The 25,439-nt window shown below is 59.5% G+C and carries 31 protein-coding genes; 6 read left to right on the plus strand and 25 right to left on the minus strand.

Annotated elements, in window-relative coordinates; translation table 11 throughout:
- The 16 genes from ADU59_RS01725 to ADU59_RS01800 all read right to left on the minus strand — a co-directional run.
- Positions 1–206, minus strand: a 206-nt coding sequence (locus ADU59_RS01725; RefSeq protein WP_483414156.1) for a flagellin N-terminal helical domain-containing protein, incomplete at its 3' end; no start/stop codon positions are given.
- Positions 207–481: 275 nt separating this feature from the next.
- Positions 482–1,402, minus strand: a complete 921-nt coding sequence (locus ADU59_RS01730) for a flagellin N-terminal helical domain-containing protein (RefSeq protein WP_068951087.1) — start codon at positions 1,400–1,402, stop codon at positions 482–484.
- Between the two features lie 320 nt (positions 1,403–1,722).
- The gene (gene fliP, locus ADU59_RS01735) at positions 1,723–2,460 is read right to left on the minus strand and encodes a flagellar type III secretion system pore protein FliP (RefSeq protein ID WP_068951088.1); all 738 of its coding nucleotides are present in this window, start codon (positions 2,458–2,460) and stop codon (positions 1,723–1,725) included.
- 7 nt (positions 2,461–2,467) lie between these two features.
- Positions 2,468–3,016, minus strand: coding sequence for a flagellar basal body-associated FliL family protein (locus ADU59_RS01740; RefSeq protein ID WP_068951091.1), 549 nt, complete (start codon positions 3,014–3,016; stop codon positions 2,468–2,470).
- 51 nt (positions 3,017–3,067) lie between these two features.
- Complete coding sequence (gene flgH, locus ADU59_RS01745) at positions 3,068–3,778, minus strand: flagellar basal body L-ring protein FlgH (RefSeq protein ID WP_068951093.1); 711 nt, start codon at positions 3,776–3,778, stop codon at positions 3,068–3,070.
- On the minus strand, positions 3,775–4,269 hold the full coding sequence (locus ADU59_RS01750; protein WP_244506345.1) for a MotE family protein: 495 nt from the start codon (positions 4,267–4,269) through the stop codon (positions 3,775–3,777). Before ADU59_RS01750 ends, flgH begins: the two co-directional genes overlap by 4 nt.
- Before the next feature lie 47 nt (positions 4,270–4,316).
- Complete coding sequence (locus ADU59_RS01755) at positions 4,317–5,432, minus strand: flagellar basal body P-ring protein FlgI (protein ID WP_068951097.1); 1,116 nt, start codon at positions 5,430–5,432, stop codon at positions 4,317–4,319.
- The gene (gene flgA, locus ADU59_RS01760; protein WP_068952488.1) at positions 5,429–5,950 is read right to left on the minus strand and encodes a flagellar basal body P-ring formation chaperone FlgA; all 522 of its coding nucleotides are present in this window, start codon (positions 5,948–5,950) and stop codon (positions 5,429–5,431) included. Before flgA ends, ADU59_RS01755 begins: the two co-directional genes overlap by 4 nt.
- A 17-nt stretch (positions 5,951–5,967) precedes the next feature.
- A complete protein-coding gene (gene flgG, locus ADU59_RS01765) occupies positions 5,968–6,756 on the minus strand; it encodes a flagellar basal-body rod protein FlgG (protein ID WP_068951099.1) in 789 nt (262 codons plus the stop codon).
- Between the two features lie 12 nt (positions 6,757–6,768).
- Positions 6,769–7,104: a flagellar hook-basal body complex protein FliE gene (gene fliE / locus ADU59_RS01770; RefSeq protein ID WP_068951101.1), complete on the minus strand. Its 336-nt coding sequence runs from the start codon at positions 7,102–7,104 to the stop codon at positions 6,769–6,771.
- The gene (gene flgC / locus ADU59_RS01775; RefSeq protein ID WP_068951103.1) at positions 7,104–7,523 is read right to left on the minus strand and encodes a flagellar basal body rod protein FlgC; all 420 of its coding nucleotides are present in this window, start codon (positions 7,521–7,523) and stop codon (positions 7,104–7,106) included. The genes fliE and flgC overlap by 1 nt, the downstream gene beginning before the upstream one ends.
- A 5-nt stretch (positions 7,524–7,528) precedes the next feature.
- Positions 7,529–7,909 carry a flagellar basal body rod protein FlgB gene (gene flgB / locus ADU59_RS01780; protein ID WP_068952490.1) on the minus strand — a complete coding sequence of 127 codons (381 nt, stop codon included), beginning with the start codon at positions 7,907–7,909 and terminating at the stop codon, positions 7,529–7,531.
- Between the two features lie 238 nt (positions 7,910–8,147).
- Positions 8,148–8,687 (minus strand): flagellar protein, encoded by a 540-nt coding sequence (locus tag ADU59_RS01785; RefSeq protein ID WP_068951106.1) that lies wholly within the window; start codon positions 8,685–8,687, stop codon positions 8,148–8,150.
- Between the two features lie 3 nt (positions 8,688–8,690).
- Entirely contained in the window at positions 8,691–10,088 is a 1,398-nt protein-coding gene (gene fliI, locus ADU59_RS01790; RefSeq protein ID WP_068951108.1) for a flagellar protein export ATPase FliI, read from the minus strand.
- Between the two features lie 81 nt (positions 10,089–10,169).
- Entirely contained in the window at positions 10,170–10,895 is a 726-nt protein-coding gene (gene flgF / locus ADU59_RS01795) for a flagellar basal-body rod protein FlgF (protein ID WP_068951110.1), read from the minus strand.
- Between the two features lies 1 nt (position 10,896).
- Positions 10,897–11,676 carry a DUF1217 domain-containing protein gene (locus ADU59_RS01800; RefSeq protein ID WP_068951112.1) on the minus strand — a complete coding sequence of 260 codons (780 nt, stop codon included), beginning with the start codon at positions 11,674–11,676 and terminating at the stop codon, positions 10,897–10,899.
- Positions 11,677–11,860: 184 nt separating this feature from the next.
- Here ADU59_RS01800 and motA point away from each other — a divergent pair, with 184 nt between their 5' ends.
- The 6 genes from motA to ADU59_RS01830 all read left to right on the plus strand — a co-directional run bounded on the left by motA (position 11,861) and on the right by ADU59_RS01830 (position 17,156).
- Positions 11,861–12,739, plus strand: a complete 879-nt coding sequence (motA, locus tag ADU59_RS01805; protein ID WP_068951114.1) for a flagellar motor stator protein MotA — start codon at positions 11,861–11,863, stop codon at positions 12,737–12,739.
- Between the two features lie 4 nt (positions 12,740–12,743).
- The gene (locus ADU59_RS01810; RefSeq protein WP_068952492.1) at positions 12,744–13,691 is read left to right on the plus strand and encodes a FliM/FliN family flagellar motor switch protein; all 948 of its coding nucleotides are present in this window, start codon (positions 12,744–12,746) and stop codon (positions 13,689–13,691) included.
- A gap of 60 nt (positions 13,692–13,751) precedes the next feature.
- Entirely contained in the window at positions 13,752–14,360 is a 609-nt protein-coding gene (gene fliN / locus ADU59_RS01815) for a flagellar motor switch protein FliN (RefSeq protein WP_068951116.1), read from the plus strand.
- A 28-nt stretch (positions 14,361–14,388) separates the two neighbouring features.
- Positions 14,389–15,420, plus strand: a complete 1,032-nt coding sequence (fliG, locus tag ADU59_RS01820; RefSeq protein ID WP_068951118.1) for a flagellar motor switch protein FliG — start codon at positions 14,389–14,391, stop codon at positions 15,418–15,420.
- Between the two features lie 213 nt (positions 15,421–15,633).
- Positions 15,634–16,710 carry a flagellar biosynthesis protein FlhB gene (flhB, locus tag ADU59_RS01825; RefSeq protein ID WP_068951120.1) on the plus strand — a complete coding sequence of 359 codons (1,077 nt, stop codon included), beginning with the start codon at positions 15,634–15,636 and terminating at the stop codon, positions 16,708–16,710.
- Positions 16,710–17,156 carry a hypothetical protein gene (locus ADU59_RS01830; RefSeq protein WP_193427067.1) on the plus strand — a complete coding sequence of 149 codons (447 nt, stop codon included), beginning with the start codon at positions 16,710–16,712 and terminating at the stop codon, positions 17,154–17,156. Before flhB ends, ADU59_RS01830 begins: the two co-directional genes overlap by 1 nt.
- 36 nt (positions 17,157–17,192) lie before the next feature.
- Here the strand turns inward: ADU59_RS01830 and visR are convergent, their stop codons facing one another.
- From visR to ADU59_RS01875, 9 genes are all read right to left on the minus strand, one after another.
- Positions 17,193–17,939 carry a transcriptional regulator VisR gene (visR, locus tag ADU59_RS01835; protein ID WP_068951124.1) on the minus strand — a complete coding sequence of 249 codons (747 nt, stop codon included), beginning with the start codon at positions 17,937–17,939 and terminating at the stop codon, positions 17,193–17,195.
- Positions 17,940–17,949: 10 nt separating this feature from the next.
- Entirely contained in the window at positions 17,950–18,690 is a 741-nt protein-coding gene (gene visN / locus ADU59_RS01840; RefSeq protein ID WP_068951126.1) for a transcriptional regulator VisN, read from the minus strand.
- Positions 18,691–19,625: 935 nt separating this feature from the next.
- Positions 19,626–21,314 carry a flagellar basal-body MS-ring/collar protein FliF gene (gene fliF / locus ADU59_RS01845; RefSeq protein ID WP_068951128.1) on the minus strand — a complete coding sequence of 563 codons (1,689 nt, stop codon included), beginning with the start codon at positions 21,312–21,314 and terminating at the stop codon, positions 19,626–19,628.
- Between the two features lie 274 nt (positions 21,315–21,588).
- Complete coding sequence (gene cheT / locus ADU59_RS01850; protein WP_068951130.1) at positions 21,589–21,981, minus strand: chemotaxis protein CheT; 393 nt, start codon at positions 21,979–21,981, stop codon at positions 21,589–21,591.
- A gap of 91 nt (positions 21,982–22,072) precedes the next feature.
- A complete protein-coding gene (cheD, locus tag ADU59_RS01855; RefSeq protein ID WP_068951132.1) occupies positions 22,073–22,627 on the minus strand; it encodes a chemoreceptor glutamine deamidase CheD in 555 nt (184 codons plus the stop codon).
- On the minus strand, positions 22,624–23,013 hold the full coding sequence (locus tag ADU59_RS01860; protein WP_037105534.1) for a response regulator: 390 nt from the start codon (positions 23,011–23,013) through the stop codon (positions 22,624–22,626). Before ADU59_RS01860 ends, cheD begins: the two co-directional genes overlap by 4 nt.
- Positions 23,014–24,069 (minus strand): protein-glutamate methylesterase/protein-glutamine glutaminase, encoded by a 1,056-nt coding sequence (locus tag ADU59_RS01865; protein WP_068951134.1) that lies wholly within the window; start codon positions 24,067–24,069, stop codon positions 23,014–23,016. It lies immediately after the preceding gene.
- Positions 24,066–24,974, minus strand: coding sequence for a protein-glutamate O-methyltransferase CheR (gene cheR / locus ADU59_RS01870; RefSeq protein ID WP_068951137.1), 909 nt, complete (start codon positions 24,972–24,974; stop codon positions 24,066–24,068). Before cheR ends, ADU59_RS01865 begins: the two co-directional genes overlap by 4 nt.
- The gene (locus ADU59_RS01875) at positions 24,971–25,438 is read right to left on the minus strand and encodes a chemotaxis protein CheW (protein ID WP_068951139.1); all 468 of its coding nucleotides are present in this window, start codon (positions 25,436–25,438) and stop codon (positions 24,971–24,973) included. The genes cheR and ADU59_RS01875 overlap by 4 nt, the downstream gene beginning before the upstream one ends.
- Position 25,439 lies beyond the last annotated feature (1 nt).

Here is a 25,439-nt window from a genome sequence, read left to right on the forward strand (position 1 = left end):
AGACCGAGAGCGTCCTGAACGGTGGAGAGAGCCTTGTTGTCCGAACGCATGGTCGTAGCGATCGACCAGTAAGCGGCGTTGTCAGCAGCCGTTTCGACGCGCAGGCCGGAAGAAACGCGGCCCTGGGTCGTTTCCATGCCGGAACCGATGGAGCGCAGCGTCGAGAGTGCTGCCATTGCAGCCGAATTGGTGAGAATGCTTGTCATGGTAAAACTGCCCCTTTTGAACAGGTGAAATGGAAGGGACATTCCGGTCATTACCGGGAAACAGCGGCCAGCTTCATGCCTGCTAACGTGTTAAATTTCTTGGTTAACCCGCTGCTTCGATGGCCATAGAAAACACCAACATGGTTAAAGAAACATAAAGGGGTACAAACAATTTTTGCGGACAAAGAAAAAACCGCACCTCTTGCAAGATGCGGTTTTCTGAAGGTCGCGAACCCACCGTTTGGGGGGGATGGCTGGCCCGCGCCGTTTTTCGATTAACGGAACAGCGAGAGGATGTTCTGCGAGTCCGAGTTGGCGATCGAGAGAGCCTGGATGCCGAGCTGCTGCTGCGTCTGCAGAGCCTTGAGGCGGGTCGACTCTTCGTTCATGTCGGCGTCAACCAGCTTGCCGATGCCGGACGTGATGGAGTCTTTCAGATCGGCAACGAAATCCGTCTGAAGGCTGATGCGCTTGTTGATCGAACCGAGGTCGGCCGATGCGCTGGTCATGTTCTTCAGAACCGTGTCAACACCGCTGAGGTAGTCGGCCAGCTGAGTCGTTGTCGCGGAGGTGATGTCGATATTCAGGACGTTCGTGCCGGTAATTGCAGTCGTACCGTCCTTGCCGATGAGATCAGCCGTCAGCAGGCCATTGGCTGCCGTGTCTTCGTCGATCAGCATCGTCTTGGTCGTATCGACGTCCAGCGTGGTCAGGCTCACGGCGCCGGAGGCATCGCGATTGAAGGAGCCGACGATCGACTTCGTGCCCGGAGCGGTCGCACCAGTTGCCGTGTACAACCAGTTTTCACCCGAGAAAGACGCGGACTTGACCACGCCCTTCAGCTGTTCCTGCAGCTGCGTGATTTCCTTCTGGACCTTTTCCTTGTCGACGCCCGGTTCGCTGGCGGCAACCAGCTTGGCCTTGATTTCATCGACAACAGAGATAGAGGAATTCAGGCCAGTGTAGGCGACGTCCGTCTTGGCAGCGCCAAGACCGAGAGCGTCCTGAACGGTGGAGAGAGCCTTGTTGTCCGAACGCATGGTCGTGGCGATCGACCAGTAAGCGGCGTTGTCGGAAGCGTTACCGACCTTCAGGCCGGACGAAATACGACCCTGGGTCGTTTCCATGTCGGAGCTGATAGAGCGCAGCGTCGAGAGTGCTGCCATTGCAGAAGAGTTCGTCAGGATGCTTGTCATTAGGGTTGTCCCTCTAGATTACAAAAAACAGAGCTAGGGACATACCGGACTCAATACTTACCGGTGATGGCGGTTCGGCATCATGCCACTCGGCTCCTGTTCGTCAGGAAATCCAAATCCGTCATGTGAGGGTAATGTCGCAGGCAAACGTTGCGATATGTTTAAATGCCGCTCGAACATTAGAACGTTCGAAACATGCAAAGCAAACGGAGAACCCGCTGCAACGATCTTCTTTAAGAAGCAATATCAATGATTTGTCGCTTTTCGATCACCGCCGCGCCGGCCGGAAAATTGACCGACCGTTAACCACGTCGGCGAGATCAGTGGAAGGACCGCACAAGGCTTCCGACAAGCAGGTTCCATCCGTCGATGAGAACGAAGAAGAGGATCTTGAAAGGCAGCGAGATCGAGGTGGGCGGCAGCATCATCATGCCCATCGCCATGGTGATGGTCGCGACAATCAGATCGATCACCAGGAACGGCAGCATGATCAGAAAGCCGATCTCGAAACCGCGCCTGATTTCCGAGATCATGAAGGCCGGCACCACGGCACGCAGATCGACCCGATCACCGACGACGACGGTCTGGCCCTTTTCCTGGGCTATATCGATGAACAGCTGCAGGTCCTTGTCGCGCGTATTGGCGAGCATGAACTCCCGGAACGGCTCCGCGATGCGCGTCATCGCCTCGGTTTCGTTGATCTGGTTCTGCAGGAGCGGATTGACCCCGTTCTGCCAGGCCCGGTCGAAGGTCGGCGCCATGACGTAGAAGGTCATGAACAGCGCAAGGCTGACCATGATCATGTTGGAGGGGGTCGTTGCCAGCCCCATGCCGGTGCGAAGGATTGCAAAGGCAATGACGAAGCGCGGAAAGCTCGTCACCATGATGAGAATGCCCGGGGCGACTGACAGGATGGTCAGAACGCCGAAGGTGCGGATAATCCAGGACGCGACGGAGCCGTCGATGGGCGTATTCAGGATGTCGGCGGGAAAGCCTTGCGCTCCCGCGATACCCGACATCGCCAGCATGGCGGCTATGAATGTGATAGTCCGGATCATGGGCGAATCATTGAATGACAAATGTCCTGAAGATCACATTGGTTACGCGCCCTTCGGAGCGCAGGTCAACCCGTTCCTCGATGTCATCCTTCAGATATTGAAATCCGCGCGGCCCCTGGATCTGCTGCAGCGACACCGTCTTGAGATAGGCCGCAATATCCTGATGGATCTGTTCGGCCATTGCGACGTCGGGTGCGCCCTTGAAAAGCAGCGCAACTTCAAGCCGGATCCAGTTTTCGGTGGGATAGGCAAGATTGGTGGTGATCGCATCCAGCTGAACGACGCCATTGGCGGCGGTCGATATTTTCGGCAGTTCGTCGTCTTTCTTGCCAGCTTCACCAGCCGCCTGCGGCTGCCCGGCATTTTTCGAAGCGACCGCTGCCTTCGCCTCCTCGATGATCTTTGCTTCCTCGGCACTGACCGGTGCAGGTGCCAGCACGCCGCCGATCAGCCAGCCGCCGCCGCCCGCCATCAACGTCAGGACGGCGAGCGCCGCGATCATGATGAGCGGCGATGATTTCTTCGGACCGCCATTGGCGGAATCGGCATCTTCCATCTTCAAAATCCATCAAGTGTTGGCCGCGGCATGCACGGCGCTGTCGCGTCGTCAGATCGGCGAAACGATGTCCATGACCTGCTGGCCCCATGGCGGCTGCTGCACTTCGCTCAGGCGGCCGCGGCCACCATACGAAATACGCGCCTCGGCGATCTTGTCGTAGGAAATCATGTTGCGCGCATCGACGTCATAGGGCCGGACAATACCGGCGACGTTGAGGATGCGGATTTCGTGATTGACCCGAACCTCCTGCGAGCCGCTGATCAGCAGATTGCCGTTTTCGAGCACGCCGGTCACCACGGCGGCGACCAGCAAGACGAGCTTTTCGGAACGCTCCGTCGTGCCCTCGCCCTTGGACTTGGTGTTCGAACCATAGTCGAGACCGCCCTTCCAGCCGAAATCGCTGGTTTGCGAATTGCCGTTCGCGCCGATGTTGAAGCCGCTGTCGTTGGTCCGGCTGCGATCGGTCTTGTTGTCGAACGATGCCTTGTCGTCGATGCGGATATCGACGGTCAGGATATCCCCGACCTTGAGCGCACGCGCGTCCTTGAACAGGGCTGCCTGATTGTCGCTCCAGAGCGAATAGCCGGCGACAACCTGGCGCGGCTCCTTCGGATACATCGCCATCTGCGGTGTCTGGGCATATTGCAGGCCGCTACCGATCGGGCTCATGGCGGGCGCCTTGCCGATCTCGTTGAAAGCCTGGCTCTGGCAGCCCGTCAGCAGGCTGGCGGCGAGAAGAACCGGAAGCGGATATCTCATGACGGTTCCTTCGATGTGTTCGGGTCTGTGGCGCTGGAGATGACGTTGGTGAGAACAGCCGCCTTCTCGCTGCTCATCTCGCTGAGGATGAGGCTGGACTGGCGCGGCGGCAGCTTCATGATGATCGCCGCCGCGATACCGGGATTGACCAGCTCAAGCTTGCTGGCGGCGGCATCCGGCTTCATCGTCTTGTAGATACCCACCAGGCCGATCTCCGCCTGCTGCAGGAAATCATTGCGGCGCTTCAGCCAATCCTCGTATTCGGCACGCCGCTTCTCAAGCGTTGCAATGCGCGTATCGATGTCGCCTTGCAGCTTTTCCAGGTCCCGCTTCTGCAGAAGGTAGCGCTGGTCGCGGGCGGCATCGGCAATATTGGTGCAGAACTGCTGGATTTCGTCGCCATTCGCCGGAATGCCTGCTGCCGGTGCGGCCACTTCCTGCGCAAAGGCGCCGGGCATGGCCAGCATGGTGCAGCCGGCGGCGATCATCATCAGGCGACGGCGCAGACTGTCCGGTGCGCAGGAGGGGGTGTGTACGGTCATTGCAATACGAGCTCCGCCTGGAGGGCCCCGGCTGTTTTTATGCCCTGGAGAATGGAAATGATGCCGTCCGGTTTCACGCCGATGCTGTTGAGACCGGCAACTAGCGAGCGCAGGTTGGAGCCGTTGAGGATTGCAACCGTGCCGCCGTCCTGCGACGCATCGATCGTCGTATTGGGCTCCACGGCCGTCACCCCGTCGGAGAACGGCGCGGGCTGCACGACCGTCGGCGTTTCCGTCACCTGCACCGTCAATGTGCCGTAGCTGACAGCGACCTGCGCAATGCGGACATCCTGTCCGATGACGATCGTTCCCGTTCGCTCATTGATCACGACGCGCGCCGGAACGTCCGTCTCGATGACGAGATTTTCGATATCGGCCATCAGACGGGAGAGATCCGCCATCTTTGGCTTGTCGATCACGACCGACTGCGAATCCCGCGCTTCGGCGATGCTTCCACCGAACTGGGTCTTGCCATAACGATTGATGGCCGCGGCCATGCCGACCGCCGTCGAGAAGTCCGGGTTGCGCAGCTGCAGCACCAGATTGAAGGCATCCTTGAACTTGGCCGGCAGTTCACGTTCGATGATGGCACCGTTCGGGACGCGGCCGGACGTCGTCACGCCTTGCGTCACGGAGGCGGCGGCACCCTGCGCGCTGAACCCGGTGACCACTACCGAACCCTGCGCCACCGCATAGATCTGGCCATCCGCGCCCGAAAGCGAGGTCATGACCAGCGTACCGCCGCGCAGCGATGTGGAATCGCCCAACGATCCGACGGTCACGTCGATCCGGCTGCCGGGGCTGGCAAAGGGCGGCAGATTGGCAGTTACCAGAACGGCAGCGATATTCTTGGAGCGGGAATCGCCGCCTTGCGTCGAAATACCAAGGTTCTGAAGCATGGCGCGCAGGGACTGCTCGGTAAACGGCGACGAGCGTAGGCTGTCTCCGGTTCCCTGCAGACCGACCACGAGACCATAGCCGATCAGCTGGTTTTCCCGGCCCGACTGCAGCGAGGCGATATCCTTGATGCGCGACGCAGCCTCAGCCGGCGCGATCGCCATAGCGAAGATGGCGGCGAACGCCAGGCACCATTTGCCGAAACGAAAGATCATTTTGCCACCACATGAATTGTGCCGTCTTCCATCACCGTACCGGAAACGATGATGCCCGAATCGGTGTTGCGCACCCGGATCAGGTCGCCGACCGCGGCGTTCTCCAGCGGCGCACCGCCTGCGGTGATCGTCAACGCTCCGTTGGTGAAGACGATGCGCACCGCCTTGCCGCGCTCCACCGCATAGGGTTCGCGCAGGGATGAAACGAGAATGACGCGTCCCTGGAGCAGCGTGCGACTGGTCACTTTGCCGACCACCTGCCCGGTTGCCGTAGCATAGTCACCGGTGAGAGCCGGATTGGTAACCTCGACCTCTTCCAGACGCTTGGCATCGACGATTTCGCCCGGATAGATCGTCTGGGTCGGGATAACAGCCATCCGCCTTTCGGCGAAGGCCGCTTGAGGAGACATCAGGCCGGGGCCAAGGCACCCGGTGACCGCCAGCGCCCGCAGGAGGAACCCTCCGCGGGTGGCAGCCGTTGTCAAGATCGATGCGCTGGCAGTCCGGCGAAACGTCATGTTTGCCATTCCCTCTGTTATCTCAGGTTCTTGCTGACCGTCGCAGCCATTTCGTCGGCCGCCTGGATGATCTTCGAGTTCATTTCATAGGCGCGCTGGGCGGAGATCAGGTCGGTGATTTCCTTGACTGGATCGACGTTCGACGCCTCGAGGTATTTCTGCTTGATCTGCGCATAGCCCGGATCCGCCGGCGTGCCGATCACCGGGTCGCCGGAAGCCGGCGTCTGCTTGAACAGGTTGTCGCCCTGCGGCTCGAGACCCGCCTCGTTGACGAAGTTGGCGATGGTCAGCTGGCCGATCTGGGTCGGGATCGTGGCATTGCCGACGCGAACCGACACCTCGCCCGACGTGCTCACGGTAATCTCGCTGGAATTCGCCGGGACGGTGATTTCCGGAATGACCGTGTAGCCGTCGATCGTGACGAGCTGGCCTTGGGCATTGGTGTTGAAAGCGCCGGCGCGGGTGTACGATGTTTCGCCGTCGGGCGTTTCCACCTGGAACCAGCCGCGACCGACCAGCGCCAGATCGAGGTCATTGCCGGTGCTGACGAGGCTGCCCTGCATATGCAGGTTGCGGACGGCGGAAGTCTGAACCCCGAGACCGATGATGGCGCCTTCCGGCACGATCGCCTGGTTGGCCCGGTTCGGCACGCCCTGGGCGCGCTCTGTCTGATAGAGAAGGTCGGAGAACTCTGCGCGGGCGCGCTTGTAGCCCGTGGTGTTGATGTTCGCGATGTTGTTCGCGATCACTTCCAGGTTCAGCTGCTGGGCGTTCATGCCTGTCGCGGCGATCGAGAGAGCCTTCATTCTTTTTATCCTTTAAATCGGCATGCGTGCAATTTCGAGATAGGCGCTGACCACCTTGTCGCGGATGGCGATGGCGGTTTGCAGCGACTGCTCGGCATTCATCACGGAATCGATGACTTCACGGGTATTGGCTTCGCCGCGGATACCCTGGATGGAGGAGACTTCCGATTGTCTGAGGCTGTTGGTCATCTCGGTGGCCATATTGCCCATGACCTCGGCAAAGCTTTGCGATTTGCCGGCCGTGGCGGCACCGCCGAGAATGCTCTGCGCAGAGGATGCGCTCGACGTGGATGCGACATCCTTGACGGTCGAAAGGGCGGCGCTGATGGTTTTGATTGCATCGATCATTATTGCGAGGCCCTCAGAAGGTCGATTGTTGCGGAAATCAGGTCGCGTGCCTGCTTCGTGGTCTGGAGATTGGCCTCATAGGAGCGGTTTGCTTCCCGCATGTCGGCCATTTCGATCAGCACGTTGACGTTCGGCAGCTTGACCATGCCTTTGTCGTCGGCGGCAGGATTGCCCGGATCGAACTCGATGGTGAATTCGGAATCGTCGGTTCCAAGACGCTTCACCTCGACGGTCGATGCGCCGCTGGCGCGGTCGACTTCCGCAGCGAAACTCACCGTCTTGCGACGATACGGGTCGGTGCCCGGCGCATCGCCGGTGGAACGGGCGTTGGCGATATTTTCCGAAACGATGCGCAGGCGCGTCGATTCCGCTTCGAGACCGGAGGCCGAAACCTTGAGAGCTGAAACAAGAGGATCCATGGCTGCTATTTCCGTACCGTCATGAGCATCATCCGGTGAAACGCCTTCACGAGCCCGGTATTGAGCTCGTAGTCACGCTTGACTTCACCGGTTTTCATCAATTCCTTTTCCAGCTGGACGCTATTGCCCGACTGCTGGACCTCGGTATCGCCCAGCATGCTGGTTTCCGTGACCTGCGCCGCGCTGCTTCCGTCGGTGAAATGCGCCGGGTTGGTCGCCGCCATCTGAAAGCCGGTTTCCTGCAGAACGCTCTGGAACGGTTTGACGTCCTTGGCGGCGTAGTGCGGCGTATTGGCGTTGGCGATGTTGCCGGCGACGACGTTCTGGCGGACTGCCAGCCATTGCGCCTGCCGGGACGCGAGATCGAAAAGCTGTATAGGTTGCATCATGCGACTCCATGCTTGTTGCTGCCGAACCTAGGGAAGCAATCTTGCGTGGGACTGAATTGGATGTGCATGAAAAGGCAGCGGGGGCCGGCATTGCGAAGGCAATATACTTTGGCGTGTAGACCAGCCCGAATCGGCTGAAACGCTCAAGACGGGAGGTCGCAGCCAATGACAGATTGCCCCGCATGGCCGTCAGGCCGCGCCGGGTGCAATCCTTGTTGATGACCAGAGCGGCCTATCAATCAGCCTGGTAGACGTCACCCTTGGAGGTGATCATGACCCAGTGGCCGTCGCGTTGTTCCAGTGTCGCGAGGCGGCTGTTGTCCGGCAAGGTCGAACCGACGCGGACAATATACATGCCGCTGCTGTCTTCGATCAGCGCGCGGCCATTGGCGACATGCATCAGCTTGAAGCCGGTGACGGAAGGAAACGGTTGCTCCAGATCCCCCTCGATGCTGGCCTGCTTGGCTTCGCCCGCATCCGGAACCGTGGCTGTCGTCAGTTCGTCGATGGCCGCTTGTGTCGCCGCATTGCGGTCCGTCACCGTCAGCGGTGACGAAACGCCGCCATGCCCGGCTCGGCCCGGCAGGCTGTGTGAGTTATCCTCCCAAAGCGTCGGCATCGAGAATTTGTCCTGATGCAGGAAGGCATACCAGGGGAAAAACGTGGCGAGTGCTGCCAGCACCACACCTGTCGCGCCCAGCGCCTTGTCGATCAGCGGCGTGCGTTCGCTGCGCTTGCGCTGCGGTACGATTTCATCGGCGTCGTAATCCATCATCGCTTACCCCCTTCGCATGTTCGGGGCCTGACCGCCGATATTCGCCGCCGCCTTCAGCGCATTTGCGAGGTCGGTAAACGCATCGAAGGCCGGCCGCTCGCCCGGCGTCTGTTTCAAAATGTCGTAGATGACGGGAACCTGCTTGATCGCCATGTCCAGGTCCGGATCGCTGCCGGGACGATAGCCGCCGATCAGCCTGAGATCGCGGGTTTCCTCGAAGCGATGGATCAGCGATTTCAACCGCCCGACCAGCTTTTCCTGATCCGGGGACCATGCCTTGCGCGCCAGGCGGGATACGGATGCCAGCGGATTGATCGGCGGATAGCGGCCCTCTTCGGCGAGGCTGCGGTCCATGACGATATGGCCGTCGAGAATGCCGCGCGTCGAGTCGGCGATCGGGTCATTGTGGTTGTCGCCGTCGACGAGAATGGAGATGATCGCGGTGATCGTCCCTGCCCCTTCGGCACCCGGACCGGCCCGCTCGAGCAGGCGTGGCAGCTCGGTGAAGACGGAGGCCGGATAACCGCGCGCGATCGGCGGTTCACCCGAGGCGGTCGCGACCTCGCGAATGGCATGGGCGAAACGGGTGACGCTGTCGACGATCAAAAGGACATTGTCGCCCTGGTCGCGGTAATGTTCGGCAATCGTCACGGCCGTCAGCGGTGCCATCTTGCGCAGCATCGGGCTTTCATCGCTGGTGGCAACCACCGCAACCGACTTGGAGAGGTTTTCGCCGAGCGTGTCCTCGATGAATTCGCGCACTTCGCGGCCACGTTCGCCGACCAGCGCGATGACGACCTTGTCGAAGGCATCGGCACGGGCGAGCATCGACAGCAATGTCGATTTGCCGACGCCGGAGCCTGCGAAAACGCCAAGACGCTGGCCGAGGCAGAGCGGGGAAAAGATGTCGATCGCCCGCACGCCAGTGCGGAAGCCATGTTCGACGCGCTTGCGGGTCATCGACGGCGGCGCGGTGTTGGAAATCGGCCGGCGGATATCGCCCTGCAGCAGCGGCCCGAGGCCGTCGATGGGCTCGCCGAGCGAATTGATCGTGCGGCCACACCAGCCTTCGGTCGGTGCAATACGGAAAGCGCCCTTGCGGATCACCGTGTCGTGAATGCCGATCGGATCGCCCGGCTCGATCGGGCAGACCACCACCGTTTCCTGCTCGACCTTGACGACCTCGCCCAGATGGACGCCGGTCGAACTCTTGTGCGCGACGAAATCGCCCAGACGCACATGGCGCGAAAGCCCGGTCACCGTGTAGTGGCCGGCCGAGATCGTCTGGACATGGCCGCCCGGTGCGATCGAAAACTCCGGATTGGAATAGCGTCCGACAAGGCCCGCAAGCGCTGCAAGCGACGTCGACGAATTGCGGATCTGGATTTTCTCGTTGTGCATTCCGGTTCCTGCCGTCTGCCGGCCCCCGCCCCTAAAGAGCCTGCCCGGGCGTGGCTTCAATCTTTTTGAAAATCAGTGCTGCTACTTGCTGCCGCCGAGCGTCTTGATCGCTTCGTCCAGCGACGATTCGCTGTCGCGCATCAGCGCCGTGATGTTCTCGAAGGCGCGCGACACCATGATCAGCTGCGACATTTCCTGAACCGGATTGACGTTGGATTCTTCGACATAGCCCTGCATCACGCCAACATCGAAGCGATCGACGACCGGCTCGGGCTGCGAATTGGGGATGACGGCGCTGTTGTCGTAGCGGGAAAAACCGTTGCTGAAATTGGCCTCGTAGAGGCCGAGTGCTGCCACCTGCGCGCCATTCTGCTGAATGGAGCCGTCCGCTCCCACCTTGATGTCGCTGGCCTGCGGATTGAGCTGGATCGGCGCGCCGCCGGCATCGAGAACCGGGTATCCCCGAAGGGTCACCAGCTCGCCTGTTCCCGTCATGGTAAAGCGGCCGTCGCGGGTCAGAGCCGTGCCGCCGGGCGTATCGATCTGGAACCAGGCGTCGCCCTTGATGGCAAAATCCAGTTCGCTGCCGGTACGGCTCAGGCCGCCATTGTTGGTGTTGAGGAATTCCTGCCCTTCGGACACAAACGATACTTTTGCGGGCTTCGTATCGCCAAGCAACTGGTTGAACTTCACTTCCGTCGAACGGAAGCCGACCGTGCTCGAATTGGCGACGTTGTCGGCCAGTGTGTTCATGCGTTTTTCAAGTGCCATCTGGGATGAGACAGCAACATAGAGACCGGTTTGCATATCAGCGTCCCCCGAGTTTCAGCGTATTGATGGAGAGAAGGAGATCGGAGGAAATTCCATAGCCGCTGGAAGAGCCAAAGACGGCGAGCGGATCATAAGGGTCCGAAGAGTTGTTGATTTCCCAAAGGGCGGTGAAGCGTTCGAGCAGTTTCGACAGCTTGGCCGGGTCCTTGAAATCCTTGATATCGATTGATTTTTCGATCACGGCCGCCTGCTTGTCGATATCGGAAGCGGCAAATTCGTCCGGCATCTGCAAGAGCGTGCGGGTGACCTGCGCCAGGGCGTCGTCAGCCAGCAATCCGAAGGCGCTGGTGATCGACGGCGCCATGCGCTGGAAATAGAGCGCCAGGCGGACGCCGGCATTTTCCTGGCCGGCGTTCTGCTCCAGCGTCTGGCGCGCATATTTGTCGGCGACGCCCTTCTGGGCCTTGTCAAAGGATGTCGCCGCAGCGCCGTTGCGGGCAAAATTCAGAGATTCCACCAGGTCGGAATAACGGCTGTCGCTCAGCTTCTTGGCAAAGGCGTCATCGGTGTCGATACCTTCCGTCAACACCTTGCGCATGAAGGCCTTGGCATAGCCCATGTCTTCGAGGCCATGCGCCTTGATGGCGTAGTTATAAAGGCGCGTATCGGCGAAGAAGTCGTCGATCGTTTTGACGTTGCCGATATGGGCGAGATAATATTCGGTTTCCCGCGCCACATCCGGTTGCTCGGACACCCGTTCCAGCGACTTGGACAGATTGCCTGCGATCATCTGGTAGCTGGTATATGTCGTCGTCACGACGTTTCCCCGTTCATCCATTGGAAATGGCGCAAGAAGCGCCGATCGAACGGAAACCTGACGGCTGTTGCTTGCGCGAACCTGTTTCCGTGCAAGGGCTGAAAACGGGGCCGACAGCCAGCCTCACGCAAGGCTGACAGCCTAACGATACGGTCGAAAATCCACCATTGCGACAGGTATCGAAATGAACATCATCATCGGGTTCCTCTTGACATTGGGCTGTATTCTCGGTGGCTTCATCGCCATGGGCGGCCATATGGAGGTCCTGAACCAGCCCTTCGAGCTCATCATCATCGGCGGCGCCGGCGTCGGCGGCTACATCATGGCCAATTCGATGAAGGTGCTGAAGGATACCGGCAAGGCGCTGGGTGAAGCCTTCACCCACAGGGTACCGAAGGAGCGCAATTATCTCGACACGCTGGGCGTTCTCTACAGCCTGATGCGCGACCTGCGCACGAAGTCGCGCAACGAGATCGAAAGCCACATCGACAATCCGGACGAATCCGCGATATTCCAGGCCGCTCCGACGGTGTTGAAAAACAGGGAGCTGACGGCCTTCATCTGTGACTACGTCCGCCTCATCATCATCGGCAATGCCCGCTCACACGAGATCGAGGCGCTGATGGACGAGGAAATCAACACGATCACCCACGACAAGATGAAGCCCTACCACGCACTGACGACGATGAGCGATGCCTTCCCGGCCATCGGTATCGTCGCTGCGGTTCTCGGTGTCATCAAGGCGATGGGTTCGATCAGCGAGGCGCCCGAGATTCTCGGCGGCAAGATTGCCGCCGCCCTCGTCGGGACCATGCTCGGCATCTTCCTGTCCTACTGCATCGCCAGCCCGGTGATCGCCAACATCAAGGCCGTCCGCGACAAGCAGAACCGCCTCTACATCATCGTCAAGCAAACCCTGCTTGCCTACATGAACGGTTCCGTCCCGCAGGTCGCGCTCGAATATGGCCGCAAGACCATTTCGGCCTACGAGCGCCCCTCGATCGATGCCGTCGAACAGGAAATGATGAACCCCGGTGGCGGCAGCGAAAGCAAGGCGGCTTGATCCGATGACTGTAGCAAGCAAGAACAACGTATACACCTTCGACCGCAAGCTGCTCGCCCGGATGACCGGCGGGCTCGGCGATACCAAGACGATCGGCAAGCTGTGCGGCGAGATCGGACAGGTCTTTACCGAATTCCTGCCCGACATCTTTCAGAACGAGACCGGTCTCGACATCGAGATCGGTTATGCCGGCTTCGATACGGGCCTGAAGTCGGAGTTGATCGCCAATCTCGGCAATGGCGTGGCCTTGTGCGATACGTCGCTGCGCAACTGGTGCCCTGATTTCACTATCAGCTGCGACAGCCCGGTCATCATCACGCTCATGGAAGTTCTGCTCGGTGCTCCGCCTTCATCCATCGAAGAGCCGAAGCCGCGCACGCTCTCCAACATCGAGCTCGATGTGGCGACGATGATCTTCGAGAAGGTCGCGGATGTACTCAAGTCGGCAGTCAGCGTTGCGGGCAGCTTCGAGCCGGTCGTCGGACGGCCCTATAATGCCAGTGAACGGCCGGCAGCGGATCCGGAGGTCGCCGATGTCTATGCAGCCTGCATCAATGTGACGATGGGCCTCGGGCCTGTCCTTTCGACCTTTTCGATCATCGTCCCGCAGCAGACCTTGCTGAAGACGACCGTCATTTTTCCAAAGGGCGTCGGCCAGGGCCGCAAGGCCAAGGGGGAATGGGGCGAACAGCTGGAACAGCAAGTCCGCCGCTCCACCGTCAATCTCGAAGCGCGCATCAAGCTGCAGAACCTGACCCTTGACACCATCAGCCGCCTGCAGCCCGGCGACGTCATTCCGTTCCAGGATACCAAGGATGTCCGCGTCGAGATCAACGCCAACGGCCGCGACCTCTATGTCTGCGAGTTCGGACGGTCCGGCGCGAAGTACACGGTTCGGATCAAGGACACCCACGGCTCGGAGAGCGACATTCTCCACCATCTGATGCGTTAAAAACCCCCTGCCTTACCCGGCAACATGGTTGGGGCAAGTTTCAACTGGAATAGTTTGCACATGGCACCGAAGAAAGCACCAATAGAAGACAAGACGATCCTGAACGCCGGCGATGCCGAGCTCGATCAGGCCATCGACGATCTGCGCGGCGTCCTGCAAAGCGACGCAACAGGCGCCGTGCCGGAAACCGATTTCGGCATGGATTTCGCGGCAACGCCCGCAGCCGGTGAAACCACCGATTTCGGCAGCACGTTCGCAACATCCGACAGCGATCTCAGCAGCTTCGGCGGCGATTTCAGCAGCAGCAGTTTCGGCGATGTGAACCCGGAACCGGCCTCATCGGCCTTCGACACAGGCTCGTTCGCGGACAGCACCTTCGAGGATCACGCCTCGAGCGAGCCCGGCAGCAGCATGACGGCCAATCTCGATCTGATCATGGACATTCCGATCGACGTCCAGATCGTTCTCGGCACCAGCCGCATGCAGGTCTCCGGCCTGATGAACCTGACGGAAGGTGCGACCATCGCGCTTGATCGCAAGATCGGCGAACCGGTCGAAATCGTCGTCAACGGCCGGGTCATCGGCCGTGGCGAAATCACCGTCCTTGACGAAGACGAAACGCGTTTCGGTGTAAAACTCATCGAGATCAAGGGTACCAGTAAAATTTGAACCCGGTCAGGGTCATAAGGATTAATCCATGATGGATTTCGACAATTTTGAAGCTTCGGCGCTCTCCCGGCCACTCACCCAGATGGATAAGGCTGCTGCCGTTCTCCTGGCAATGGGCAAGCCAATTGCCGGCAAGTTGTTGAAATTCTTTACGCAGAGCGAGTTGCAGGGGATCATCGCCTCGGCCCAGTCGCTCCGCTCGATCCCGCCTCACGAACTGGAAATCCTGGTGAACGAGTTCGAGGACCTGTTCACCGAAGGTGCCGGCCTGATGGATAATGCCAAAGCCATCGAAGGCATTCTGGAAGAAGGCCTGACACCGGACGAGGTCGACGGGCTGCTTGGCCGCCGCACCGCCTTTGCCTCCTATGAAGCCAATATCTGGGATCGCCTGCAGGATTCCGATCCGGTTTACGTCGCCCAGAGCCTGGGCAAGGAACATCCGCAGACGATCGCCTATGTCCTGTCGATGATGCCGTCGACCTTCGGCGCGAAGGTTCTGCTGCAGCTGCCGGAAAGCGGCCGCGCCGATATCATCAACCGTGCGGTCAACATGAAGAATGTCAGCCCGAAGGCCGCGCAGATCATCGAGACCCGCGTGGTCGAGCTGATGCGCGAGCTGGACGCGGATCGCAACTCCGTAGGCTCGATCAAAATCGCCGAGGTCATGAACGAACTCGAGAAGACCCAGGTCGATACGCTGCTTGCCTCGCTGGAATCGATCAGCACCGAATCGGTCAAGAAGGTTCGCCCGAAGATCTTCCTTTTCGACGATGTCCTCCATATGCCGCAACGCAGCCGCGTTCAGCTGTTCAACGACGTCTCCGGCGACATCATCACCATGGCGCTGCGCGGCTCGGGCATGGAACTGCGCGAATCGGTCCTCGCCTCGATCGGCGCCCGCCAGCGCCGCATGATCGAATCGGATCTCGCCGCCGGCGACGTCGGCATCAATCCACGCGACATCGCCATCGCCCGCCGTTCGATTACGCAGGAAGCCATTCGCCTCGCCGCCAGCGGCCAGATCGAACTCAAGGAAAAGGAAGCAGCGGCGGCCTGACCGGGTACCGTACCGCCTCCACACACCCGCCGACATGAAAAGCCCATCAATAGGTTCCGGTTGATGGGCTTTTCCGTTGAAGGGACATCTGCTCTCTTCTACTTTCTGTGAAGCGTCTGATTTCCGCGCATATCTTTCTTGCATGGCCTGCGGCCCCGGCTCACAACCGTTCGGCGGCAATGGCTGCCATCAGAGGCGAGAGGTCTTCATCCGATGTCGGACGATCAGGACAAAGACAGTAAAACAGAATCCCCGTCCGAGAAAAAAATGACCGACGCCATCGAGAAGGGCAATACGCCTTTCTCGCGCGAAGTCACCATGTTCGCCTCGGTCGTCGCCATCTACATCTTTGTCGTTTTCTTTCTGCCGCAGGGGTTTGCCACCGTCGCGGAAGCGCTGAAGGATGTTTTCGAGCAACCGGAAGCCTGGCGCATCGAATCGTCGACGGACGTGGTTGCGCTGGTCTCGCATCTGCTCTGGAAGGCGAGCGCGTTGCTCATTCCGTTTTTCACGCTGCTGATCGTCTTCGGGATCGGTTCGTCGATCCTGCAGAACCTGCCGTCGCCGGTGCTCGACCGCATCGCGCCGAAGATGAACCGGATTTCGCCGGCATCGGGCTTCAAGCGCATTTACGGCATTCAGGGCGTCGTTGAATTCGCCAAGTCCTTCGCCAAGGTCGCGGTCGTTTCTCTCATCATCGTGCTGACCCTCTGGAACGACTATTACGCCACGCTCGATTCGATGTTTTCGGATCCGCTGACGATCTTTGCGACCATATCGAAAGACTTCAACCAGATCATGATTGTCGTCCTGATTTCGACGGCGGTCATCGCCATCGCCGATTTCTTCTGGACGCGGCATCACTGGTACACCGAGTTGCGGATGACCAAGCAGGAGGTCAAGGAAGAGCTGAAGCAGTCGCAGGGCGACCCGATCATCCGGGCGCGGCTTCGTTCCATTGCCCGCGACCGTGCCCGCCGGCGCATGATTACCTCGGTTCCCCGCGCCACGCTGGTCATCGCCAACCCGACTCACTATGCCGTTGCGCTGCGCTATGTCCGCGAGGAAGGCGATGCGCCGGTGGTGGTCGCCAAGGGCCAGGACCTCGTCGCCCTGAAGATCCGCGAGATCGCGGAGAAAAATGGCATCCCTGTTTTTGAGGACCCGCCCCTCGCACGCTCAATGTTTGCGCAAGTCTCGGTAGATAGTGTGATTCCACCGGTGTTTTATAAGGCAGTTGCCGAACTCATCCACCGGATCTATGCAACGCAGCCGAAACGGATGACGTAATCCCAATGAAAAAATGCGAATATTCGGAACAACGCGAGAAAATAGTAGCCGAAGCGATTCGTCCCGTCGCTACGGAATTGCGCTTGATCGATGCGGCCGACTTCATCGCCCTGCTCCGCTTTGAATCGCATGGGAGCCTGGCCGACCTGGTCTCATCCGCGGCGGAACTCTATTTTCTTCCCGGAACGGTGAATTTCGGGATCGGCGGCAACTACTCGCTGGACTGGGACACGGAGCCGGAAATTACGCTCGATCTCGAACTGAAGCCGGACGGCGTGACGATCTATGCCCAGCTTGCCCTGGGCAAGGATTCAGCCGGCCTTGAGATCAACCATATCGCGTTTCAGAGCCCGTCCAACAATCCGGACGAAAATACCGCGTTCCTCGCCAGGAGCCTGAACGCTGCGAAGTTTGTCAAATCCTATCCGACCGCTCTTGCGAGTTGAGGTCCGGATCCCGGCCATGACGGCCGAAAAATCCAATCAGCTGATATAACCGAGACGAATGGCCTTGGCGATCGCCTGGATTCTGTTGACCGAATCCAGCTTGGTCGTCGCCGCGCCAAGATAAGCATTGACCGTATGAACCGACAATCCCATCTTCTCGGCGATCTCTTCGCTGATATAGCCGTCGCCGGCCATCTGCAGGCAACTGATCTCGCGATCGCTGAGCGATTCGGCCGGGAGCATGCGCCGTTCGTCCGCCGCCAGCAGGTCCATCATGATCTGGCAGCTTCGGCCGTGCAGATCGATGATCACTTCGCTCGTCAGGTCGATGTAGCTGCCCGTGAAGACGATGTAACCATTGCCCTGGGCGCCGAGCCTGACCGGCAGCGCGATGCCGGAATAGGGCAATATCCGTGCAGGCAGGCGCTGGGTAAAGCGGGCGAAATCCGACGTCTCCGCGGCCTGATGCTCGCCCATGCCGTTCCACATGAGCGGCAGCAGCGACGCATCCAGATGCGCCAGCATCTCGTCGCCATAGGCCGACACCAGTTCATGCGCCGTTGCTTCCGCTTCGCCGCCCCAGTTGTCGAGGACGCAGCTCAGCTTGCGCGACGCCGGCAGTCCGTTTCCGTTCAGCCGCAGGACGGCAAAGTTCCTGGCGCCGATCTGCTTCTGCATGGCCTGAAGACGGGCCACGAGCGTTGCCGCCCGTGAGGCCCTCGCCTGCTGCCGACCAGTCTTGCAATCGTCTCCTATACGCGGGTTCGGGAGGAAATAGGTCATGGCCGGCGTCCTAAACGAGATTGTTGCGAACGGCATAAGCGATGGCCTCGGAGCGGGTCTTCGTTGCCGTCTTGCGCATCACGCTGGTGATGTAGTTGTTGATGGTATTGCGCGAGATGCCGAGAATGACGGCGATCTCGTCGCTGGTCTTGCCCTCGGCGATCCAGAAGAGGCATTCGAGTTCGCGTTCCGTCAATTCGAATTCGCGATCGGTGCGCACGCCGCGCTCGCTGGTGAAGCTGGCGAAATAACCCGTCAACAGGCCGACATCCCTCAGACTTTCCTGGGACAAGATCACATCCTGCGGGAAGAGCAGCATCAGCGACAGACGGGCGCGCCCGACGTTGAAGGTTATGGCGCAATATTCCCGGCTGATACCGCGGCTGACGTCGATGTCATCCGGCAGGCTCATGAAGACCGGTTGCATCACCGAAAGGCATTTCTCCATTTCATTGGTCTTGGAATGGAGTTGCGACATGACCTTGCCGAGACGTTTGACCACATCGAACGGCCAGTCCGAACATACGACGAAGTCCAGCCCCTCATCCTGCGACAGATCATAGCGCGCGAGAAGATAGTGGGTGGCGCCCACATATTCCGTCAGGGCAGCAAGCCCCTTGTTCAGATTGCCGCGCTCGGCGAATTCGCCAAGCCTGCGAATGAGCTGCTCCTTGGAGAAAGCCCGTCCAACACCACGCGCCCCAGCGACCGGCGCGGGCCAGACCGCAATCTCTGTTTGTAGAGCATCCATGACATTACCCCCGTGATGGATTCGTCCGTGCTCATTCAAGCGTTTTTGGCCGCCGCCGCCGGCAACTGTATCGAGACGTTCCGCCTTTCTCGACACACGCAAATCAGTACGCGAATCACTACATAAAATGTACATCGCCCTCTGCGAAAAACTACTGCCCGCTTATCGGGATTTACTTTTATAGGATTCCATGAAACGATTCGTGACAAGGTGATTTGCAAGACAGTGCGAATATCCGAAAACAGTGCTCGTAAATTTTAACTAATTGTAATCGTAGAGTTATTGTAGATATTATTGCCTGTGACGCTCCGCTTCCCTTTGACAGGACGGCGCGATGCTTCCCTTGGCGCGCCAAAACGGCTGAGCAAATCACCATTTTTTTGATCAGTCGCATTTGTCAAGTTTTGATTTATTTATTTGTTTTTCGCAATGTTGCCGAATTACATCATCGCCACGTACCGTTAAAATCGATGCGCGACGGAAAATCCAAAGTTAAATTTAAAATATTATTTCTGTAATAGTTTGCTCACTCTGAATCTTGGCGGATTCCTGGAATCAATACATGGCCGCTCGCTGGCGACGCGCCAGACAAATTCCCTTTTCCCCAGGAAAAAATTAACATTTTGTTAAATATAATGAATCCCGGAGCAGCCCGTTACCTCGTTTGAAAGCCGCACGATTCTTGCCACCCTGCCTCCGCGCCAGGGCAATACAGAAAAATACAGCGAGTCTATTTTCGGCAGAGGCATGGGCGCCACGATTTTCGTGCGGCCTCCCCAGGAGGACCTGTACAATAAAGCCGGACCGCAAAGATGGTATTCAGATAAAATTTACAATTATTGATTGAATCATCTTTTGCTGTACAAACAGAAAGACCCGCCGTTGTGGCGGATCTTCCGTAGCGCTGCGTGACTGGAGAAAGGAGATACCGCCTCTCAGGCCGCTTTCTCGGCGACCCATTTGCGAAGGATCTTGGCGGCGCGTTCCTCGCTGATTTCCACCATGCGGGCCAATCTGCGTTCCGGACCTTCCTTGACCCGGCGGTTGAAGCCGCCGTCGCTGTCGCCGCCAAGGCTGAGCAGATCGTCGGTGCTGTCGAACCCGAAGTCGGAGCCGAAGCCTTCCATGAGCGCACCGCCGGCCGCACCTGTCGCCGCCGGGGAGAAGTCCGGCAGTTCCAGGCCGACCGCCTCGTTCTCGGCAAGCGCCGTGCCACCGGTCCCGAGCCCCATCGCACGGGCCAGTGGACGCATTCCCATCCAGACCACCAGAAAGGCCACCACGATAAAGGCAATGGCGTTGATGATGCCGCCGAGATTGCGGGTCAGCGTCTCCATGATACCTGGGCCCGCGACCGCCTCGTCGAGCAGCTGGGTATTGACGAAATCCATGGCCGTCAGCGTGATCATATCGCCGCGTGCCGGATCCAGGCCGACGGCCGAGGCTACGATCTTCTGCATTTCCTGGATATAGGCATCGATCTTGGCCTGGTCGGCCCCTTCGCCGATCATGGCGGCGACCCGGCCACGATTGACCACGACGGCGACGGAGAGCTTTTCCAGCGTGTAGCTGCTCTTGACGGTCGCGACGGTCTTCGAGTTGATCTCGTAGTTGGTCTGCTCTTCCTTCTTCTCGGTCTGGTCGTTCGACTGCGGCCCGGTGGTGCCGCCGGCCGGAGCCGCCTGGGGAACGTTCTGCTGCACGGTCGCGGCATTGTCCGGCTGCTGCTGGCTGGACTTCTGCTGTTCCTTGGTGACCCGGGTCGAACGCTCGACACGCGATTCCGGATCGAAGACCGTTTCCTGAATCTGTTGGGTGTCGGTGTTCAGCTTGGCGGTGACGCTGGAGCGGAAATTGTCCATGCCGAGGAAGGGCGTCAGTGCCTTGTCGATATTGTTTTCGATTTCCCTCTGGACGTTCTGAACGATCCCCAGCGACTGGTTCATCGCGCTGTTGGACGGATCGTCGCCGGAGGCAAGAAGCTGGCCGGCGGAATCGAGGACCGTGACATCGTCGATGCCGAGGCCCGGAACGGATGACGCCACCAGATGGCGGATCGATCCTGCCGCACTGCGGCCGATATTGGCGCTGGCGCGGATCATCACCGAGGCTGTCGGCTTCTGCTCGGCTCTGCGGAAGCTGCCGCGGTCAGCCATGACGATGTGGACCCTGGCGGCCGAAATACCGGAGATCTGCTGGATGGTACGGGCGATCTCGCCCTCGAGCGCGCGGACGCGGGTGACTTCCTGCATGAAGGAGGTGAGGCCGAGAGAACCGACATTGTCGAACAGTTCGTAACCGGCATTGGCGCTGTTCGGCAGGCCGCGCTCTGCGAGGTAGAGCCGCGCCTTGCCCGTCATGCCGACCGGTACCTGCAGGCTCTTTCCGTCGGTGCCAACAGCGAAATTGATATTCGCTTCGGCAAGCGCGATGCTGATCTGGTTGAGATCGCTACTCTCCAAGCCGACATAGAGCGTCTCATAGGAGGGCTTGTTGACGTAAAGGCCAGCGGCGAGAACCATCCCGACCGCAACGACCCCAGCGGCAATCAACGCAATGATTTTACCCTGCCCGAGCCCGGCCAGGTTTTTCGTGACCGTCGAAAGTTGATCCAACAGATTCATTCTGTTTCCGCACCCAGTGGCGCATAGTCCGTTCAGGCAACATCGCCCGGAGGAGTAAACATGCGCAGATCCAAACATTCGGGTTTACTGGATCGATCCGGTGCCTGTCCGGCTTCGGCAAATCACGCACAAATCTACCAGTCCCGATTGGCACACTAGGAAACGAAACTTGCGCGAACTTGTCTTGGAAGGCCGCTTTTGGCTGCAGTGCAAAATAGCCGTCCGGCCCGGGCGGTTCCTGGAATGAAACCGCCGAGGCGAATATCGGCTGCTGCTAGAAGGCTTCGAAGTCGCCGGCCGCTTCCGTCAGTGGCTGGGAATGGCCGTGCCGCAGCATACCGTTGCCGAGCGATTTCTGCATATCGGCAAGCTTGACGAGATTGAGCGCTGTCGTCACATCCACCAGCCAGGACTGGGGAATGGCCGCGGTGACCGTATCGATGAACTCGGCAAGGCCGCGCGTCTTCTGGACGGCAAGGTCGATCCCCTGCAAAACCTTGATGCGATCGGCCGATTCCAGAACCACCTCGCCGTGAACATCGCTGAGCATCGGCTCGATCCGCTCGATGAGATAAGCCACATCATAGAGTTCCGAGACGATGCGCATCATCACGTCGGGGAGCGCCTCGTCGACGTGAGGCATATGGCTCTTCAGTTCAGTCAGCATTACTCATCCTCACGCTGCACAATTGCCGTCCAAGACTTCCCAGCCCGCGGCCAAGCCACATCCCGGGCGCATCCCGGATACCGCCCAGGCACTAGAAAAATTCGATCGCGTTATCGGCCGGCTTCGGCACAGGCCTGGGGCGCTGCTCCTGGGCGACCGTCTTCTGCGTTTCCACGCCCGTCAGGGCATATTGCCGGGCACGGCCGCTGAGCGGCCAGTATTCGAGCTTGCGGCCGTGATCGCCGCCGGTGCTCTCCCCAACGATCTGTATGCCTTCGTCCATCAGGAACTGCCGGGCAAACAGCGCATTCTGTTCGCCGACATTGGAGAAACGCGCGATCGTCTTTGCACCACCAAAAATCTTCGCCTCCAGCCGCTCGCGACGGGCGCCCTTCTTCAAGAGCCCGTTGATCAGCAGTTCCATCAGATGCACGCCGTAACGCGTTGCATCGCCGCCTGAAGAAATTGCATCCGCCGATCCCGGCAGAAGGAAGTGATTCATGCCACCGACACCCGCAACCGGGTCGCGCATGCAGGCAGCCACGCAGGAGCCGAGGATGGTCGCAAGTACGACGTCTGGATCATTGACCACCTTCCACTCACCCTGGATGACATGCACACGCTTGACGGCGGCTTCGGTGATCATTTGAGCGCCCCGAACACAGCCTCGATCGCCGCCTTCATCTTTTCGATGGTGAAGGGTTTGGCGAGAACATTGTTGGCGCCGAGCGCTGCCGCCTTGGTGACCAGCGCTCGGTCGCCCTGCGCTGTCAGCATGATGAAGGCCGCCTTCTTCGTGGCCGGATTGTTGCGCACGGCTGCAAGCAGGCCAAGACCATCCATCTTCGGCATGTTGAAATCGGAAATCACCAGATGGTGCGGCTGCGCCGCCATGATCTTGGCGCCCTGTTCGCCATCGCCGGCGACCGTGATCTGCTTGAAACCAAGCTGCTGCAAAGCATCGCCCAACAGCAGGCGACTGGTGACCTGATCATCGACGATCAGAACTTTGATTTTTTCCGCTAGGGACATTTATTCGCTTCCTTCTCTTCGGGCGGCGGTGCTTTTCAAGACTTCTTCCCCGATTGAGCCGAGGGGGAGTTGGGTTTCGACGGCGCCCAGTTCATAGGCAACCCTCGGCATTCCATACACGACACAGGTTTTTTCATTCTGACCGAATGTGCGGGCACCTGCGTGGCGCATTTTCAAGAGACCGGACGCGCCGTCGCGGCCCATTCCGGTCAAAATCACACCGACTGCGTTGCGGCCTGCAAGTTCCGCGACGGAATCGAACAGCACATCGACGGAAGGACGATGGCCGTTTACCGGTTCGCGGTCCAGCAGGCGGCAGCTGGGCGATGATGCGTTGACGACCTGCAGGTGGCGCTCGCCACCGGGTGCCAGGTAGACCTTGCCGATTTCCAGCCGGGCGCCATCGGTTGCTTCCTGCACCGTTGGAGCGCAGAGGCGGTTCAGGCGCTCGGCAAAGCTCTTGGTGAACGTATGCGGCATGTGCTGCGTGATCAGCGTCGGCGGGCAATTGGCCGGAAACTTCTGCAGCACCGCGATCAGGGCCTCGACGCCGCCAGTGGACGAGCCGATCGCGATGATCTTGCGGCCCGCCCTGTAGTCGGAAGATGCATTGGCGTTGGCAGCGCTCGGTGCGGCAACCTTGTTGCCGGAGATGATGTACTTGCGTTGCGACCGTGCGGCGGCCTTCACCTTTTCGGCGAGATCGCCAAACGGATGCGGATCGCCGGGCAGCGGCTTGCCGACGCAATCGAACGCGCCGATTTCCAGCGCCGCGAGGGACGCTTCCGCCCCCTTGTGCGTCAGCGTCGACACCATGATCACCGGCATCGGGCGCAGGCGCATGATCTTTTCGAGGAATTCCAGCCCGTTCATGTTGGGCATCTCGATATCGAGCGTGATGACGTCCGGATCGAGATCCTTGATTGCCTGCCGTGCCTGCATGGCGTCGGCGGCCTGGCCGATCACCTGGACGTCCGGATCGCTGCTGAGGATGGCCGTGATCAATCCGCGCATCGTGGCGCTATCGTCGACGACAAGAACGCGTGCGGCACTCATGCGTGGCCTCCATGCGCCTTGCCTGTGTAGCGATAGGTGGTGATGCCGATATTGTCGAAAACCGTCTTCGCATCACCGGAAACGCGCTCGGAATGGCCGATGTAAAGATGCCCTCTGGGATTGAGCATCCCGGAAAACCGGGACCAGATTTTCATCTGCGTCGGCTCGTCGAAATAGATGACGACGTTGCGGCAGAAGATGACGTCGAACTGTCCCTTGAATGGCCACTGGGCCATGAGGTTCAGCTCGTTGAAGGTGATCAGCTTTTTGACCCGATCGTCGACCTGCCACTTCTGGCGGCCGTTGACGCTGATCTCCGAGAACCACTGCTTGCGCATCGCCGGGCTGACCGTTTCAAGGGCCGTCGCATCGTAGGCGCCGGCCCGGGCAAGTGCCAGGATCTTGGGATCGATATCGGTGGCAAGAATGCGGAAATCGTAGTCCGCCGCATTCGGCAGCATCGACAGCACCGTCAGGGCAATGGAATAGGGCTCCTGCCCGTCCGAACAGGCAGCTGACCAGATGCGCACCCGGCCGCCATTTCTGGCACGCGCCAGGAGCTCCGGCAGCACATCGGATTTCAGATGCTCGAAATGGTGGTTCTCACGGAAGAAACGGGTGAAATTCGTGGTCAGGTGCGAGAGCATGTCGCGACGCACGGCAGCGCCGGCCGGCGAGGAAACCAGCTGGCAATATTCGCGAAAGCCCTTCACACCAATATTGCGGATATGCTTGGAAAGCCTGGAATAGACGAGCGAAGCCTTCGTTTCATTGAGATAGATGCCGGCATCGGCATAGATCATCGCAGCAATCTCGGCGAGGTCACGGCGTGTCAACGGATATTCTCCGCTCGCCAGGCACTCGTCCGGGGATAGCTTGCTGTCAAAGGCGGCTGGCATGTTCATGCAGCTTCACTTTCGGAATGAGGAAAGACGGCTTCCAGTTCGATCAGGCAGATCATCCGCCCTTCGATCGCCAGGATGCCGCGGGCAAATGTCCGCTCGAACTCGGACGTCATATCCGGTGTCGGCTGGATATCCTCGTCCTTGATCGTCAGAATATCGGAGACCGCCTCGACGAGGAGGCCGACGACCTTGTTCCTCACCTGCGTCACGATGATGACGTGGCGCACGGTCGGTTCGGCAGGCTTCATTCCCAGACGCGCCGACAGATCGATGATCGGCAGGACAGCGCCGCGCAGGTTGATCACGCCCAGCACATATTGCGGCGCATGTGGCATCGGCGTCGCCGGTGTCCAGCCGCGGATTTCCCGCACGGACATGACGTTGACGCAGAATTCCTGATCTCCAATTCGGAACGCGATCAGTTCGCGCCCTCCATTCGTCAGATGTTTTGCCAGATCCGTCATA

Source organism: Pararhizobium polonicum, from assembly GCF_001687365.1.
Classification (GTDB): Bacteria; Pseudomonadota; Alphaproteobacteria; order Rhizobiales; family Rhizobiaceae; genus Pararhizobium; species Pararhizobium polonicum.